This window comes from Paenibacillus sp. DMB20, from assembly GCF_000987955.1.
GTDB lineage: Bacteria > Bacillota > Bacilli > Paenibacillales > Paenibacillaceae > Paenibacillus_AQ.
The window spans coordinates 25,770-41,171 of the sequence record NZ_LAZU01000031.1 but is presented as its reverse complement, the minus strand read 5'-3'; the positions used below and the strand labels follow the sequence as shown (position 1 = coordinate 41,171).

The following is a 15,402-nucleotide window of genomic DNA, read 5'->3' as shown; positions in this document are numbered from 1 at the left end:
GTTCGGTAAATAGCCGTTCGCGTCTTTTACGGGAGACATGTTATGTCCTTGCTGCAGAGTCATATCCAACAAACCCGACAGCAGCCTGCGGGTAAGAGCATGGTATGGTCCTGCCATGTGAAGGGAGAGAAAGGATTGAAGAACAAAGCGAGCAGAAAGTTGGTCAAATCTACGGTATGCGCCGTTACGGCGGTACTCTGCCTGGCACAGCCGGTATGGGGGGAAGAATCTCGCTCGGGTGCCAAGGCAGCAGAAGCCGCGGGAGATCTTCAGAATATGGGGACCGCGATAAGCCAGGAGATTCCGAACGGGGCCAAAATTTCCTCCGAGCAGGCGGAACAGGTCGTGAAAAAGCTGTTTCCCGCGCTGAATAAGGCAAAGGTCGTAAGCGCCGAATACCGTGAAGCCGATCATTTGCAGTCCGGCTTCAAGGCCTGGGACCTTCAATTCAGTATTCAGAAAGGGAGCATGGGAACGAGCTTCAACGCTAAAGTCGATGCCGTCACGGGAGAGATCGTATCCGTTTATCTTCCGCGCCATTTGCTGTCCCTCTCCGGGGGCGAGGAAGAAGCCGAATTAAGCCGTGAAGAAGCCCGGAAGAAAGGGCTTGAGTGGATCAGGCAGAACGTCAAAAGCATCAAGGTGGAGGAACTGACCGAAAATACGCTTTATACGGGTGCCATCAAGTCGTTGTTCAGTCCGGTCTCCTATGATTTTTATTACAATGTTTCGGTAGACGGCGTACCTTCTGATGCGGACACGGTCAACGTCGCACTGGATCATTATGGGAATCTGACCACGTTCAACCGGACGCAGATGAGTGTAAAACCGGCATCCTCGAAGCCCGAAATCACGGCTGAACAGATAAGGGAAAAGTATGAAGCAGACTTTTCGGTGGAGCTGGCTTATGTGCCGACCTCCCAAGTCGGCACATCGAAAGGACCGTACTTCCTTGCTTATCTTCCAAGCGATCATTCCCTGCTTGCCCTGGATGCCGAAACAGGTAAAAAGATCAATTATGCGGGTGAGCCCGACCAAGAAGAGAGTATTGCTCCGGTTCCGGTACCGGAGTCGAATAAAGCGTTCCGGCCGTCTTCCAAGCCTTTGACAAGCGGCAATGAGGCGGTAAAATGGGTCGAATCCTATTTTGCCATTCCGAAGGAATATAAGGCCGATTCCAAAACCCTGGGCCAGCGGTGGAATGACAAGGAAACCAAGTCATGGAACATAGCCTGGAGCACGGCTCAATCGGAATTCGGATCCGGCGACCAGATCTCAGCTGAAGTGAATGCAAAAACCGGACAAATTTATTCGTATAATACGTATTCGTACCCTGGACCGGGAGGGCCAAAGGAAAGCAAGCCGCCGGTCAAAGCCGTAACGCCGAAGGAAGCGGAGCAAACCGCGATGGATATCGTATCCAGGCTCGTACCGAACGCATCCGCGGAATGGAAGCTGACCCGCATTTCCAAGCCGGGTAAGAAATCGCCGAGTCCGGGTTACGGTTTTGGATTCACGAGGTATGCAGGCGGGGTCAAGATCCAGGGAGAATCCGTATCCGTTACGGTTAGCGCGGACGGCAAGATCCGGGAGTTTTACAATTCCTCCGGTGCGGACCTGAACAAGCTGCCGCTTACGAGCAAGCCGAAGCTTTCGGCCGAAGAGGCAAAGGCAGCCTATCTGAAAGAGACGGAGCTGCAGCTCAAATTCGCGCAATTCGGCGGCTTTTATTCCGCCGAGCATGAACCAACGCCGTTTTATACCAAGCTTGTCTATTCTCCTGTCCGTAAAAACAAGGATGAGCACTACGGCGTTTCCATGCCGCTGGATGCCGTTACCGGAGAGTGGCGGGAAACGCTCCCCGGAATCTACGCGAAGGAGAATCCCGCAGCGAGCGACACCAAGGGACACAAGTCGCAGGCAGCGCTGGATAAACTGGTGAAGTACGGCGTGCTCGTACCGGATAAGGACGGCAAGGTATATCCGGATCTGGAGCTTGCGGCAGGCGAGTGGTATATGCTCGTGGCCCGCGCGCTCAATCCGTACTTTGACCAAGACACCGCAAACAATACGGAACCGTACGGCAGTCTGCAGCCGGAAAATCCATACTATAAAGCCGTTCAAATGCTGATCTCCCAAAACTGGCTGCCTTATGAACCCGATGCTTCCTTCAGCACGGAACGCAAGCTGACACGGGATGAATTGTCCCAGCTGCTGACGAAAATACTGAAGTATGAAAAGCTGGCCCGTTCATTCACAACGGCTGATTCGGTTCCGGGAGCATCCGACTCGTCCGCTGTCATCAACCGAGGCGCCGCCATCATCGCCGTAAAGCTGGGCCTGCTGCCGGTCGTGGACGGGAAGTTCATGCCTGATCATATCGTCACAAGGGCCGAAGGGGCCGAGGTTCTGGTTCGTCTGGCCGCCATGGCCGGAAAAAGCGACTCGTTTATGAACGAATTCTATTCCTGGTGATTCCCCCTTTATCCGCGGCGCAGCTTAGGCTGTTTTCCGCTAACGCTGTCCGTGCCCGTCGACAAAACTAGAAGCTTTCGGCACAGGGCTAATGTGATACAATATAATGTGCAACGTGCAACGACGAGGAAGAGAAAGGGCGGGTGTACCATGAAACGAAACCGGGCGGTAATTGTAAAGCTGCTTCTGTTCGGAACATTGGCCATAACCATTGCCGCTGTTCCCGAATCAGTCGAAACCGGCGATGTTTACGCCACCACCGATAAAGCGGTCGTCAAGTCCGTCGGGGCGATTCAGCAAAAGCTGCTTGCAGCCATGAACAAAAGAGAGTCGACCGTTCGTTTTGTATACCAGGGCCAGACCAAGTCGCTTAAGACGCAACTCAAGGAGGCGCTGGACCAGGCGATGGACAGCGATCCTTATATTCACTATACGATAGCCAGCTACAGCTACGATTATCGGGGAACGACAAGTTACGCGGATGTGACGGTACGGTTGACATACCGGGAAACGGGAAGCCAGACCGACTACGTGAACCATCGGGTCAAGGAGATTTTAAGCACCGTAATCAAGCCGGGCATGAATGATCATGAAAGGGTTAAGGCCATTAACGATTGGGTCGTGCTGAACCTGAAATACGATACGTCTCTTCAAAAATACACGGCATATGACGGATTGAGTACGGGAAGCACGGTCTGCCAGGGATATTCGCTTTTGACGCACAAGCTGCTGAAAGAGGCCGGAATCCAAAACAAAATCGTGGAAGGAACCGCCTACTCCGAGAGCAATCCCCAGGGCCAGCTTCATGCCTGGAATCTGGTTCATCTGGACGGGAAGTGGTACCATCTCGATACCACATGGAATGATCCGGTGCCTAACCGTGACGGGTCGGTGTCTTATACTTACTACCTCCGAAGCGATGACCAGATGAGCAAAGATCATACGTGGATCAAATCCTATCCGGCCGCGGACACGACCTACCGGACCACGCTAAAGGCGCTGGCAGCCCAAAAGTCGTCGAAAACTGCGGTATACCGGGCTTTGATGAAAGAGCTGGAATACCACCTGTACGAAAACAATGCGGTTGTCCGTACTTACGACGATTTGAAACCCAAAGTAAAGACAGCCGACCGGACAGGGGAGAAGGAACTGGTATTCCGGTTTGACGGGAAGGAAACCGACCTGTTGAAGGTTCTTCAGGATTTGCAGCGCAGAGCGGGTATCGGTTCCATCCGGTACTATCTCCATCTTTTTGAGGAGACGGATGATCTCAAGGTTCATATTTCATGGTAAATGTACAGGGATGCCTCTATGCGGTCGATGGACCCGAGGGGCATCCCTTTTATAATCGCCTTATTTAAGGAGTGGTGATGGATGTACCATGTTGAAATCAAAAGGCCGAAAATAAAGGACAAGGAGGAGCTGAATCAATTTTTTTTATAAAGTCGTTCATGATACTTTTGCCAGCGAAGGTTTGGCGGAGCTGCATGATGATATTAACAGCGAGACGGAAAGCAAAAAAACGTTATTTGGAAGCTGATTTTGGCAGCCATGGGGAGAACCGATATTTTTGGATCGCCGAAGATCAAAGCAATCAAAAGATTGTCGGAACGATCGAATATGGCCCTGTCAGCGACCTCATTAAAAAAATGCGTTCCCGGGGCATTGGATGGTTGGTTTGAGATAGGAACCGTATTTGTGCATCCGGATTACCAAGGTCAGGGTATAGGGACTTTACTGTTAAATGTCATGCTTCTAACGTTGCGAAATAAGGGGATTCAAGAATTTTGCTTGGATAGCGGATATGCGCATGCACAGAAGATATGGAGGAAGAAATTGGGGGATCCCGATTACTGTCTGAAGGATTACTGGGGGAAAGGGGCAGATCACATGATTTGGAAAAGACGAACGAATGATATGCCCCTAATTTTAGAAATGATTCATTTCAATAAATTCCGCAATCATAATTATGTCTTGGTTATTTCGCGACCAAGAGGCTTTAGCGAGGGTCATTGGACGTGAAAAGATGTGTCACCCAGGTGGGAGCGTCCATATATGTAAAGAAAAACGTCTATCGACGTACTTTCTCGGAAGCCAGACCGCGTATAGCGGAAGTTTTTCTTGCGATATACGGAAGCCGCGTCTTTGAAGCTTATACTTTATATCTAAAAAAAAGCCGGCAGCTCCCGATAGATGAGGGGAGCTGCCGGCTTTTCGGCATGGCAACGATCATTTCCCGCGCCTACTTTTCATTCGTGCTCAGGTCGCATTCCAGAAGGGGAACGATGCGGCTTTTCTTCACCAAACGGTACCCGATCCAGATGGCAAGGAAGAGCGGAATGCTGATATAGGTTGCAAATATCGTATACCAGTCCGTTTCCCCGCCGAAATTGCCCTGGCCGATAATGGCTATCATGCAGAGCAGGAAAGCGAAAATCGGTCCGAACGGGAACCAGCGTGCCCGGAACGGCAGATCCTTCGGATCCCGGCCTTGTGCCACATACGCTTTGCGGAAACGGTAATGGCTGACCGCAATGGCGAGCCAGTTAATGAAGCCGCACATGCCGGAGGCGTTCAGGAGCCAGACGTACACGACGCCGTCCCCAAAGAAGGAAGCCAGGAAAGCAAGCATGCCGACGGATGCCGTTACGATGAGGGCCGGCACAGGAACGCCGCGGCTGTTCAAGCGGCTCAGCCATTTTGGGGCCATGCCCTGTTTTGCCATGGCATACAGCACGCGGGTCGAGGCATACATGCCCGAGTTTCCGGCGGACAGTACCGAACTTAGGATGACGGCGTTCATCACGGAAGCGGCGAAGGCAAGTCCGGCTTTCTCGAAGACAAGCGTAAACGGGCTGACGCCGATATTGTCGACACCCGATTGCAGCAGGCTTGGGTGGGTGTACGGGATAAGCAGGCCGATAACGAGAATCGCAAAAATGTAAAAGATCAAGATACGCCAGAATACCTGGCGGATGGCACGAGGCACGTTTTGGCGCGGGTTCTCGCTTTCACCGGCGGCGACGCCGATCAGCTCGGTTCCCTGGAAAGAGAAACCAGCAGCCATAAAGACGCCAACCAGGGCAAAGAATCCGCCGTGCATTGATCCGCCGCCCAGGTGGAAGTTGGAGAAGCCGACAGCTTCGCCGCCGAGAATGCCGAAAATCATCAGGACGCCGATAATGAGGAAGATGATGACGGTAACGACTTTGATGATGGCAAACCAGTACTCCGATTCGCCGTAACCTTTGGCCGACAATACGTTCAGACCGAACATGATGCCCAGGAACAACAGGCTCCAGAGGAAGGACGGGCTGTCCGGGAACCAGAATTTAATAATGACCGTCGCTGCGGCTAGCTCGGCGGCAATGGTAACGGCCCAGTTGTACCAGAAATTCCAGCCGACCGCAAAACCGAAGGCCGGGCTGACGAAGCGGGTTGCATACGTGCTGAAGGACCCTGAATCGGGAAGATAGGTAGCCAGCTCTCCCAAGCTGGTCATTAGAAAATATACCATAAGCCCGACAGCTGCATATGCGATCAATGCCCCTCCCGGTCCGGCCGAGGCAATCGCCCCGCCGCTGGCGAGGAAAAGCCCGGTTCCGATGGAGCCTCCCAAGGCGATCATGGTCATATGGCGGGCTTTAAAACTTGGTTTGAGTGAGGTCGCAGGTGCTTTTTTGCGGCTCATGAAGTTTTCACTCCTTCTTTCTGGAAAAGTAATATATAAAACCGTTTCATGGGGTAAACGCAAAAGGACCGCAGTATAGTATACACTGCGGCCCTGAAAATACCGCATCATACCTTCATGAAGATAGCGCAACACGGGAAGCGCAAGGATTCGTCCCCGTGACAGTCCCGTTCCTTTCGAAAACGGGCCCAGCAGACGGAGCTAGAGCGCAGCCGTCCACTTCGGCGAAGGTGCCTTTCAGCGTGCGTCATCGGTGTCTCTTCACCTCGGCACGTTTACTGATCACATTCGCAACCTCTACCTCATCGGAATGATGAGGCTACTACTATTCGGTTTGTAAGCGAGTCTAAGTATATAGCATTTTTCGCGGCACAATCAATGGTTATTTATGACATTGAATGTTAATTTCGTGAACGTTTGGCCATCTGCTGCCATACGGTACCGGCAGCCTGCTCGCCGGATTCAATCCGTTCCAGGGCCATCCGGGCCTGAAGGCTCACTTCGAACTCCGGATCCTGCGCGGCCTCTTCCAGCGCAGGACGGGCTTCCTCGGTCCCAACCTCGTAGAGGAAGCGGGCAGCGCGCCATCGAACAAGCTTGCTGCTGTCTTTAAGGGACGCCATCATCACTGGCGTTGCCGCAGCGTCGCCGATATCGGACAGCGTATCCCCGGCTGTACGCCGTACGGCCGGCGTATCGTCGGACATCGCTTCGTACAGAAGCTCCATGGCTTCCGGCGTACGCAGATCGCCAAGATACACCACCGCCAGGCGGCGGATCTGCATCTTCGGATCCTTCAGCGCAGCCCTCAGAAGAGGAATGTGGGCTTCGGATGGCTCCAGCACGTCCAGAGCGGCATAGCGCACCCGCCAGTCCGGATCCTCCATGGCAGCCTGCATTTCCGCGTCGGTCAGCTTGCGGCGCTGCTCCACGAATTCTTCCTCGTCCTGCCCATGGGCAATCGCCTGGGCCACGACCTTATCCAAACGTTCCTGCGGATACGCCGCTTCCAGCTCCTGCTCGACCTCGCGGGCGATCTCCTCCAGCTCGCCGTAGCGAACGCCATAATCCTTCAGCTTCCGTTCCTTGATCAGGGTGGTGGAAGCGACCTCCGTTACCGCCTGGGTAAAACGGGACGAAAGGGCAATCCGTTCCTCGCGGCCTTCGCCTTTTACGCGTATTTGCATCGGTATGCCTCGGAACAGCTGAACAAAGACCTGGGCTTCGCCAAATCCGGCTCCGTCATTTTCGCTATCGTCAAAGCCTGTCTTCAGGCCTTCCTGTCCGAATTTTTCCTGCACCTCCCCAAGAATGGAAGGCCAGTCGGCGTTTCCTTTTCGGTCGAGTGCGATAAAGTCTAGGGTATGGAATAAACTCTTCACGCCCGGAATATGAAGCAGCTCACGGATCCATCCCGGTGCGGAGCGTTCATTATCCAACGTATATGTTTTTCGAATCCCGGGTTCCAGCGACTCATCCAGATGAAGCTTCATGGTGTTAGGACTCGGGGTAGGCTCGATAAACGTTATTTTCATATATCATCCTCAACCTCCTTGTCATTCCTTCCTATTGTACCTCTTTTCCAGGACGGAAAAAACCCAATCCAATTCCACCCCTGCACGAAATCGAGCAAGGATCGTTTTTTTTTCAATATCCCGGATAAAAAGAGGAAGGGATTGTCAAACTGTAGATGAGATATCGGAAGCCTTTTTCCAAGTTGCATCGGTTAACGTCAAAGGAGACCATACGGCATGTATATAAAACAGGAAAAAAAAACTGGCCGTTGTCTGTTTTGTTACGGCGGCGATTATGCTCTACGCGGCGGTTAAGGCTTGTATCCGTTACATGCGTTACTTTGGATAGATAGGAGTGAACCGGATGTCTTCCCTGGATCCTGTAATGATGAGCCGGATATTGACCGGCGTTACGCTGTTCGTTCATATTGTGCTGGCTACGATCGGAGTCGGCATCCCGGTCATGCTGGCTTTGGCCGAATGGCGGGGAGTCCATACGGGTGACGGGCATTATACCCTGTTGGCCCGGAGGTGGGCACGGGGTTACGTCATTACCGTAGCGGTCGGCGTCGTGACGGGAACGGCGATCGGCCTCCAGCTCAGTCTGCTGTGGCCGACCTTCATGCGCGTGGCGGGCAAGGCGATCGCACTCCCGCTGTTTATGGAAACCTTCGCGTTTTTTCGTGGAGGCCATATTTTTGGGAATATATCTATATACCTGGGATCGCTTCAAAAACAAATTCACCCATTTGCTGCTTTTGATTCCCGTGGCGATCGGCGCCTCCGCTTCCGCTTTTTTTATTACGAGCATGAATGCGTTCATGAATCAGCCGCAGGGGTTTGAGCTGGTTAACGGGATGTTTACGAACGTCAACCCGTTCGTTGCCATGTTTAACCCGGCCACGCCGACCAAGGTGAGCCATGTGTTGGCCTCGGCTTATACCACGAGCGCGGCGGCTCTGGCCAGCATTGCCGCTTACAGCTTGCTGCGCGGGAGCAAGAGCGTTTATTTCAAAAAGGCGTTGAAGCTTACGGTCATCTCCACATTCGTATTCGCCGTGACCACGGTGGCCATTGGGGATTTTTCAGGAAAATTCCTGGCTAAATACCAGCCGGAAAAGCTGGCTGCCATGGAGTGGCATTTCGATACGATGAGAGAGGCCCCGCTCATTTACGGCGGATTGATCGATGAGAACCACGACATTAAATATGCGCTTAAAATTCCTTACGCCCTCAGCATTTTGGCGGGAAACCGTCCCAATACGGAAGTCATCGGACTGAATGAGTTTCCCGAGGAGGAGCGGCCCCCGCTGATGATTCATTATTTTTTCGATTTAAAGGTGACGAACGGCGTTCTGCTGGTGTTGATTCCGCTTTTGTACATGTTCCGTAAAAAGCTCCCGGGCAAAAAGCCTTATCCCAAATGGCTGCTCGTCTGCATCCTGGCGCTCGGCCCGACGGCCATGGTTGCGATATGGCTGGGATGGTTTTTGGCCGAGATCGGCCGCCAGCCCTGGATCGTGCGCGGATACATGAAGGTGTCCGAAGCGGCGACAACCTCTCCGAACGTGGGATGGATGCTGCTGCTGTTCATCATTTTATATCTGGTGCTGTCGGTATCGGCGATCAAAGTGCTCAGCCGGCTGTTCCGCAACAAAAGCGCCGAGGAAGAGATGAAGCTGCTCGGATTACAAGGGAAGGGAGGGAGCGGTCAATGAGTTACGGGGTGGTGGCGATATCCGTCCTTTGGACGTTCCTGTTCGGGTATTTAATCGTTGCGTCCATTGATTTCGGTGCCGGCTTTTTCAGCTTTTACAGCGTGTTGACCGGACATGAGAACAAGATACACAATATCATTCAGCGTTATTTATCGCCCGTATGGGAAGTAACCAACGTGTTTCTTATCTTCTTCGTGGTGGGGCTGGTCGGCTTTTTTCCGGATGCGGCTTTCTATTACGGTACCGCCCTGCTCGTGCCGGGGAGTCTTGCAACCGTGCTGCTTGCGCTGCGCGGCGCCTATTACGCTTATAATACATACGGCAGCCAAAAGGAGCACAACAAAATCTATATGGCGCTGTACGGCGCGACGGGGCTTCTAATTCCAGCGGCGCTGTCAACCATCCTGGCGATTTCCGAAGGCGGCATCATATACGTGTCCGGCGGGAAAGTGGGTCTGGACTGGCGCAGTTTCTTCATGAATCCGTATACGTGGTCCGTTATTTTGCTGGCCCTCGTCAGCGTGCTGTATATCTCGTCCATGTTTCTGTCCTATTATGCGAACCGGGCCGGGGATGAGGCGGCTTTCGGCGTTGTGCGGGGATATGCGCTTATATGGAGCGGTCCGACGATTCTGGCATCGCTGCTCGCTTTTTTCCAGATCAACCGGCAGAATCCCGAGCATTTTCAAGCGATGCTGGATATGGCCTGGATGTTTATCGCTTCGTTCTTATGCTATCTCGCGGCGGTATATCTGGTCTGGAAAAGAAAGCGGCTTGGGCTGTCGTTCATCATGGTCATCCTGCAATTTGCGTTTGCCTGGTATGGTTACGGCCGCTCCCATCTGCCCTATGTACTGTATAAGCAAATCAGCATCCACGAAAGCATTACCAATGACACGATGGCGGTTGCCATGATCAGTGCATTCGTTCTCGGCCTGCTTGTGCTTGTTCCGTCGCTTGTCCTGCTTTTGAAGCTCTTTCTGTTTGACGCGCGTTATGTTCGCGGCGAATCTGCCAAAAAGGGGTGAACGGCTTGGAGGATTTCGATATTTTCGTTGCGCCGATGCTGGCCGTAGCGGCCTCCATTGTTTTTTTGGTTGTTTATACGATGAAATATAAAGACCCCTCCGAATAAGATGAATTGTTCATCCAAAAACGGAGAATGCCTTGTCCCGTTTGAGAGGTTATTGAAAAATAGGGTAAAGTATATGGTAATGGAAGGAGGAGCGCGGGAATGCCAAGAGTCCGCTATCACAACATTGATAATGTCAATACGGATAAAACGCTGAAACAGTTCAGGCAGTGGCGTGAGGAACGGCGGCAAAAGAAAAAGGACTACTCCTACGTCATTCCGAATCTGGACCCTGATCTCGACTATTTGCACGCTAACCGGCACGAAACCTCCGTTACCTGGGTCGGTCATGCCACGTTTTTCATCCAGTACGAAGGTTTGAACATCGTAACGGATCCCGTTTGGGCCAAGCGGATGGCGTTTTCCAAACGTTTCGGGGAGCCCGGAATTCCGATCACGGACATTCCGCCGCTGGATATCATCCTGATCTCCCACTCCCACTACGACCATCTGCATATCGCTTCGATCCGCAAGCTCTACCGGACCGAAACCACGATTATCGTTCCGGCTGGACTCCGCAAAAAAATGATCAGGAAGGGTTTCCGGCGCGTTACGGAGCTGCAGTGGTGGGAATCGACGACGGTCGGAGGCGTTAGAATATCGTTTGTGCCGACACAACACTGGACGCGGCGCACTCCGTTTGATACGAACACCTCGCATTGGGGCGGATTTGTGCTTGAACCGGAAATCAAGCGGGAGGAGGGAGATGAAGCCGGGAAGAAGAGCGATTCTGACCGTCTGCTTCCCCCTAACCTTTATTTTGCGGGAGACAGCGGTTATTTCCCGGGCTTCAAGGATATCGGCAAGCGGTTTAATATTCACGTCGCGCTCATGCCGATCGGGGCCTATGAACCGGAATGGTTCATGACATCGCAGCACGTGAATCCGGAAGAGGCCTTGCAGGCGTTCCTCGATGTTCAGGCCGAAACGATGATCCCGATGCATTACGGAACGTTCAAGCTTGCCGACGATACGGCGCAGGAGGCGCTGGAACGGATGGAGGCCGAGCGCAGACGGCTCGGGATCGGGGAGGAGCAGATTAGGGTTCTCAAGTACGGCGAGACCTTTAAAGTCCAGCCTGAGCGGAGAAGCGTGACGTCCTGACCAAGATGAACGCCGCCGGTTTTTATGCCGGTAAACACGAATCACCCGTAAAAACAGTAACCGGACTCGGTAAGGAATCTATTCTTGCTGGTCCGGTTATTTCTTTGCGTATTTTTTCGGCAGCGGCGAGTACGAAGCGTTTCCGATAAAACGAAACCCAACATTCGAAAACCGCATGTTCGGTCTTTTCGGGCTCCCAATGCGCAGTTCTGACGTTTTTGGTCTCAAAGCTACGATAAAAGGGCGTATTGTGCTATAATGTGCTGAAACTAATAGTATTAAAAAAGGATGGTAATGCTTAATGATCAGTACAAGCGGCGTAACGCTCCGCTATGGCAAACGAGCACTATTTGAAGATGTAAATATAAAATTCACCCCGGGTAACTGTTACGGTCTGATCGGTGCCAACGGTGCCGGCAAATCGACATTCCTCAAGATCCTGTCCGGTGAAATCGAGCCGAACCAAGGCGAAGTTCACATGACACCGAACGAGCGGATGGCGGTGCTGAAGCAGAACCATTATGAATATGACCAGTATCCCGTGCTGGAGACGGTCATTATGGGCCATGCGCGACTTTACCAGATTATGAAGGAAAAAGACGCCTTGTACGCCAAAGGCGATTTTTCCGAGGAAGACGGCATGCGCGCCGGCGAACTGGAGGGCGAATTTGCGGAGCTGAACGGCTGGGATGCCGAACCGGATGCCGCTGCACTCCTGATCGGCCTCGGCATTCCGCGCGAACTTCACGATAAGAAAATGTCGGAACTGAGCGGCAACGAAAAAGTCCGCGTACTCTTGGCCCAGGCTTTGTTCGGCCGTCCGCACAACCTGCTGCTCGACGAGCCTACCAACCACTTGGACCTTGAGTCGATTCAATGGCTGGAGAACTTCCTGATGGATTACGAAGGCACCGTCATCGTCGTATCCCATGACCGTCACTTCCTGAACAAGGTATGTACCCATATCGCGGATATCGACTTCGGCAAAATCCAGCTGTACGTCGGAAACTACGATTTCTGGTATGAATCCAGCCAGCTGGCACTCCAGCTGCAGCGGGAGTCCAACAAGAAGAAAGAAGAGAAGATCAAGGAACTTCAGGCCTTTATCCAGCGTTTCTCGGCGAACGCCTCGAAATCGAAGCAAGCGACCTCGCGTAAGAAGCAGCTCGATAAAATTACGCTGGACGACATTCGTCCTTCCAACCGGAAATATCCGTTCCTTAACTTTAAGCCTGAGCGCGAAGCGGGTAAACAGCTGCTGACGGTTGACGGCATCACGAAGAGCACTGAGGGCGAGAAGGTACTGGACAACGTGAGCTTCGTTGTCAACAAAGGCGACAAAATTGCGTTTGTGGGACCGAACGGCCTGCCGAAGACAACGCTGTTCCAGGTCATCACCGGCGAAACCGAAGCGGAAGCGGGCGAGTACAGCTGGGGCGTAACGACTACCCAAGCTTACTTCCCGAAAGACAACTCCGCATACTTTGACGGGGTGGATCTGAATCTGGTGGATTGGCTCCGCCAGTACTCCAACGACCAGGACGAAACGTTCCTGCGCGGCTTCCTGGGACGCATGCTGTTCTCCGGCGAAGAAGCGCTGAAAAAAGCCAGCGTGCTGTCCGGAGGCGAGAAGGTCCGCTGCATGCTGGCCAAAATGATGCTGAACGGCGCGAACGTGCTCATTTTCGACGAGCCGACCAACCACTTGGATCTCGAATCCATTACGGCGCTGAACAACGGACTGATCGACTTTGACGGAACCATTCTGTTCACATCCCATGACCATCAGTTCATCCAGACGATTGCGAACCGGATCATCGAAATTACGCCGAAAGGCATCATCGACCGCGTGATGAGCTACGATGAGTATCTGGAGAGCGAGGAAATCAAAGCCCTCCGGGAAAGCATGTATCCGGTAGAGGCCAAATAAAAGAGATATACCGAAAAACTGCCCATGAGGAATGTAATATTCCAAAGGGCAGTTTTTAATTTCCACAACATTCCGATCCATTATTACTTTAATTTTACAAATCGCCCGGTGGTGATGATACCTGCTTAACAATTCAATATTATGCTGTCCTTGATGACAATATTGAATTAGGGGTGGGTTAGTTTGAGTAAAACGATGGATCGCAAGACGTTTCTTTCTTATCTGGGAACAGGAGCAACGGCTCTGGCAGCGGCTTCCGCCGGCCTGGGCGTTCTGGACGGCAAAGCTTCGGCGATGTCCGGAACGGCAAATCATTTATTCGGGTTCAAAACGAACCGTGTCAGCGGCCATTTTGACCCGATTGAACCTTCCAGCGCAGACCAACTCATTCTGCCTAAAAATTTTAAATACGATGTCATAGCGGCATTTGACGACGTGATCAACTCCGCTGGCGAGAAATTCGGCTCCGGCTCCGATTACAATGCATTTTTCCCGCTTAAAGGCTCGAATGTCCGGGGGCTTCTCGTTAACAATCACGAATATTCCACGATATTTTCGATCGGTCCCGTCAAGGACGGCAAAATGACTGCGGAGCAAATTGAAAAAAACCTGTATTACCAAGGCATGTCCGTCATCGAAGTTTATCGCGACGAAAACGGCGTTTGGAAAATGGATACACGGTCATCTTACGCCCGCCGCATTAACGGCTTTACGAAATTCGATATCACGGGACCGGCCAAAGGCATCCCTGCCCTGAAAGGAGCAACCACGGCCACGGGCACGTTTGCGAACTGTTCCGGAGGCGTTACCTTATGGGATACGGTTCTCTCCTGCGAAGAGAACTTTGAAGATACCGCCGCCGCATCAGGCTTGCCGGAGACGCATTACGGCTGGGTCGTCGAGATCGATCCGTTCGATAAATCCTTCCTGAAAAAGCATACTGCGCTCGGAAGATTCAATCATGAGAATACGGCGATGGGTCTGGCGTCGGACGGACGCGTCGTTGTATACATGGGCGATGACAAGAAGGACGCATGCGTCTACAAATTCATCAGCAAGAATAAGTACGACAAAACGAAAGGCCGCGGCAACTCGGCCCTGCTTGAAGAGGGGACCCTGTACGTTGCCAACCTGAAAGCGGGAAAATGGCAGCCGGTCACGTTGGAGGAGGTTGCCAAGGCGGAAACGGATGATGCCAAGCTCAAAGCGAAGTTCAAGTCTCAGGGAGACGTGGTAACCTACTGCCAAGAAGCCGCTCAGCTGGTTGGCGGCACACCGACGGACCGTCCGGAGGATATCGAAATTTCGCCTTTTGACAACACGGTATTTGTCTGCCATACCAATAACGACAAGCACGGTAACATTCACGGGCATATTACGCGTATTTTTGAAGCCGGGAACGATCTTGGGGCAATGGAGTTTGATTTTGAGATTTTCGCTGCAGGCGGCCGTCAGTCGGGATTCAGTTCGCCTGATAACCTGGCCTTTGATTCAAACGGCGATCTTTGGGTCGTAACCGACATCTCAAGCAGCAGCCAGAACAAAGGCGTCCACAAATCGTTCATGAATAACGGACTGTTTGTCATCCCGACGAGCGGGCCTGAGAAGGGAGTAGCCCTGCAGTTTGCCTCCGGTCCGGTGGAAAGCGAGCTTACCGGCCCGTTCTTCACCCCGGACGAGCAGACCCTCTTCCTGTCGGTCCAGCATCCCGGCGAGAATACCGAAGATTTGAGCCGGCCGACCAGCACTTGGCCTCACCGCAAAGGGGAGAAGATGGCACGCTGCGCCGTCGTGGCCATTAGCGGATTCAAGCTGGACTAAACCAAAGCAGCGTCAAT

The 15,402-nt window shown here is 52.6% G+C and carries 11 protein-coding genes, 1 pseudogene and 1 riboswitch; of the genes and pseudogenes, 10 read left to right on the top strand and 2 right to left on the bottom strand.

The window, feature by feature from the left end; translation table 11 throughout:
- Window positions 1-42: 42 nt before the first annotated feature.
- From XI25_RS15190 to XI25_RS15180, 3 genes and pseudogenes are all read left to right on the top strand, one after another.
- A complete protein-coding gene (locus XI25_RS15190) occupies window positions 43-2,475 on the top strand; it encodes a PepSY domain-containing protein (RefSeq protein WP_052759617.1) in 2,433 nt (810 codons plus the stop codon).
- 150 nt (window positions 2,476-2,625) lie between these two features.
- Window positions 2,626-3,768, top strand: coding sequence for a transglutaminase domain-containing protein (locus XI25_RS15185; RefSeq protein ID WP_046679337.1), 1,143 nt, complete (start codon window positions 2,626-2,628; stop codon window positions 3,766-3,768).
- A gap of 81 nt (window positions 3,769-3,849) precedes the next feature.
- Window positions 3,850-4,404: pseudogene (locus XI25_RS15180) on the top strand (GNAT family N-acetyltransferase); the annotation flags it as partial.
- 313 nt (window positions 4,405-4,717) lie between these two features.
- On the opposite strand, the gene XI25_RS15175 reads toward XI25_RS15180, so the two are convergent.
- Together XI25_RS15175 and XI25_RS15170 are read right to left on the bottom strand one after the other, a co-directional pair.
- Window positions 4,718-6,166, bottom strand: a complete 1,449-nt coding sequence (locus tag XI25_RS15175) for an amino acid permease (protein WP_046679336.1) — start codon at window positions 6,164-6,166, stop codon at window positions 4,718-4,720.
- 116 nt (window positions 6,167-6,282) lie between these two features.
- Window positions 6,283-6,474, bottom strand: a riboswitch (Lysine riboswitch).
- A gap of 93 nt (window positions 6,475-6,567) precedes the next feature.
- Window positions 6,568-7,701, bottom strand: a complete 1,134-nt coding sequence (locus XI25_RS15170; RefSeq protein ID WP_046679335.1) for a virulence factor — start codon at window positions 7,699-7,701, stop codon at window positions 6,568-6,570.
- Window positions 7,702-8,044: 343 nt separating this feature from the next.
- On the opposite strand from XI25_RS15170, the gene XI25_RS34695 reads away from it, so the two are divergent.
- The 7 genes from XI25_RS34695 to XI25_RS15145 all read left to right on the top strand — a co-directional run bounded on the left by XI25_RS34695 (window position 8,045) and on the right by XI25_RS15145 (window position 15,385).
- Window positions 8,045-8,524 carry a cytochrome ubiquinol oxidase subunit I gene (locus XI25_RS34695; protein ID WP_442950398.1) on the top strand — a complete coding sequence of 160 codons (480 nt, stop codon included), beginning with the start codon at window positions 8,045-8,047 and terminating at the stop codon, window positions 8,522-8,524.
- A complete protein-coding gene (locus XI25_RS15165; RefSeq protein WP_442950402.1) occupies window positions 8,490-9,398 on the top strand; it encodes a cytochrome ubiquinol oxidase subunit I in 909 nt (302 codons plus the stop codon). Before XI25_RS34695 ends, XI25_RS15165 begins: the two co-directional genes overlap by 35 nt.
- Entirely contained in the window at window positions 9,395-10,426 is a 1,032-nt protein-coding gene (locus XI25_RS15160; protein WP_046679334.1) for a cytochrome d ubiquinol oxidase subunit II, read from the top strand. The genes XI25_RS15165 and XI25_RS15160 overlap by 4 nt, the downstream gene beginning before the upstream one ends.
- Window positions 10,423-10,533, top strand: a complete 111-nt coding sequence (gene cydS / locus XI25_RS36905) for a cytochrome bd oxidase small subunit CydS (RefSeq protein ID WP_442950397.1) — start codon at window positions 10,423-10,425, stop codon at window positions 10,531-10,533. Before XI25_RS15160 ends, cydS begins: the two co-directional genes overlap by 4 nt.
- Before the next feature lie 99 nt (window positions 10,534-10,632).
- Entirely contained in the window at window positions 10,633-11,634 is a 1,002-nt protein-coding gene (locus XI25_RS15155) for an MBL fold metallo-hydrolase (RefSeq protein WP_046679333.1), read from the top strand.
- A 301-nt stretch (window positions 11,635-11,935) separates the two neighbouring features.
- Complete coding sequence (locus tag XI25_RS15150; RefSeq protein WP_046679332.1) at window positions 11,936-13,564, top strand: ABC-F family ATP-binding cassette domain-containing protein; 1,629 nt, start codon at window positions 11,936-11,938, stop codon at window positions 13,562-13,564.
- Window positions 13,565-13,759: 195 nt separating this feature from the next.
- A complete protein-coding gene (locus XI25_RS15145; RefSeq protein ID WP_046679425.1) occupies window positions 13,760-15,385 on the top strand; it encodes a PhoX family protein in 1,626 nt (541 codons plus the stop codon).
- Window positions 15,386-15,402 lie beyond the last annotated feature (17 nt).

Coding starts and splice junctions, on each gene's coding strand:
- XI25_RS15190 (WP_052759617.1), top strand. CDS start 43: ATGTCCTTGCTGCAGAGTCATATCCAACAAACCCGACAGCAGCCTGCG.
- XI25_RS15185 (WP_046679337.1), top strand. CDS start 2,626: ATGAAACGAAACCGGGCGGTAATTGTAAAGCTGCTTCTGTTCGGAACA.
- XI25_RS15175 (WP_046679336.1), bottom strand. CDS start 6,166: ATGAGCCGCAAAAAAGCACCTGCGACCTCACTCAAACCAAGTTTTAAA.
- XI25_RS15170 (WP_046679335.1), bottom strand. CDS start 7,701: ATGAAAATAACGTTTATCGAGCCTACCCCGAGTCCTAACACCATGAAG.
- XI25_RS34695 (WP_442950398.1), top strand. CDS start 8,045: ATGTCTTCCCTGGATCCTGTAATGATGAGCCGGATATTGACCGGCGTT.
- XI25_RS15165 (WP_442950402.1), top strand. CDS start 8,490: ATGAATGCGTTCATGAATCAGCCGCAGGGGTTTGAGCTGGTTAACGGG.
- XI25_RS15160 (WP_046679334.1), top strand. CDS start 9,395: ATGAGTTACGGGGTGGTGGCGATATCCGTCCTTTGGACGTTCCTGTTC.
- XI25_RS15155 (WP_046679333.1), top strand. CDS start 10,633: ATGCCAAGAGTCCGCTATCACAACATTGATAATGTCAATACGGATAAA.
- XI25_RS15150 (WP_046679332.1), top strand. CDS start 11,936: ATGATCAGTACAAGCGGCGTAACGCTCCGCTATGGCAAACGAGCACTA.
- XI25_RS15145 (WP_046679425.1), top strand. CDS start 13,760: ATGGATCGCAAGACGTTTCTTTCTTATCTGGGAACAGGAGCAACGGCT.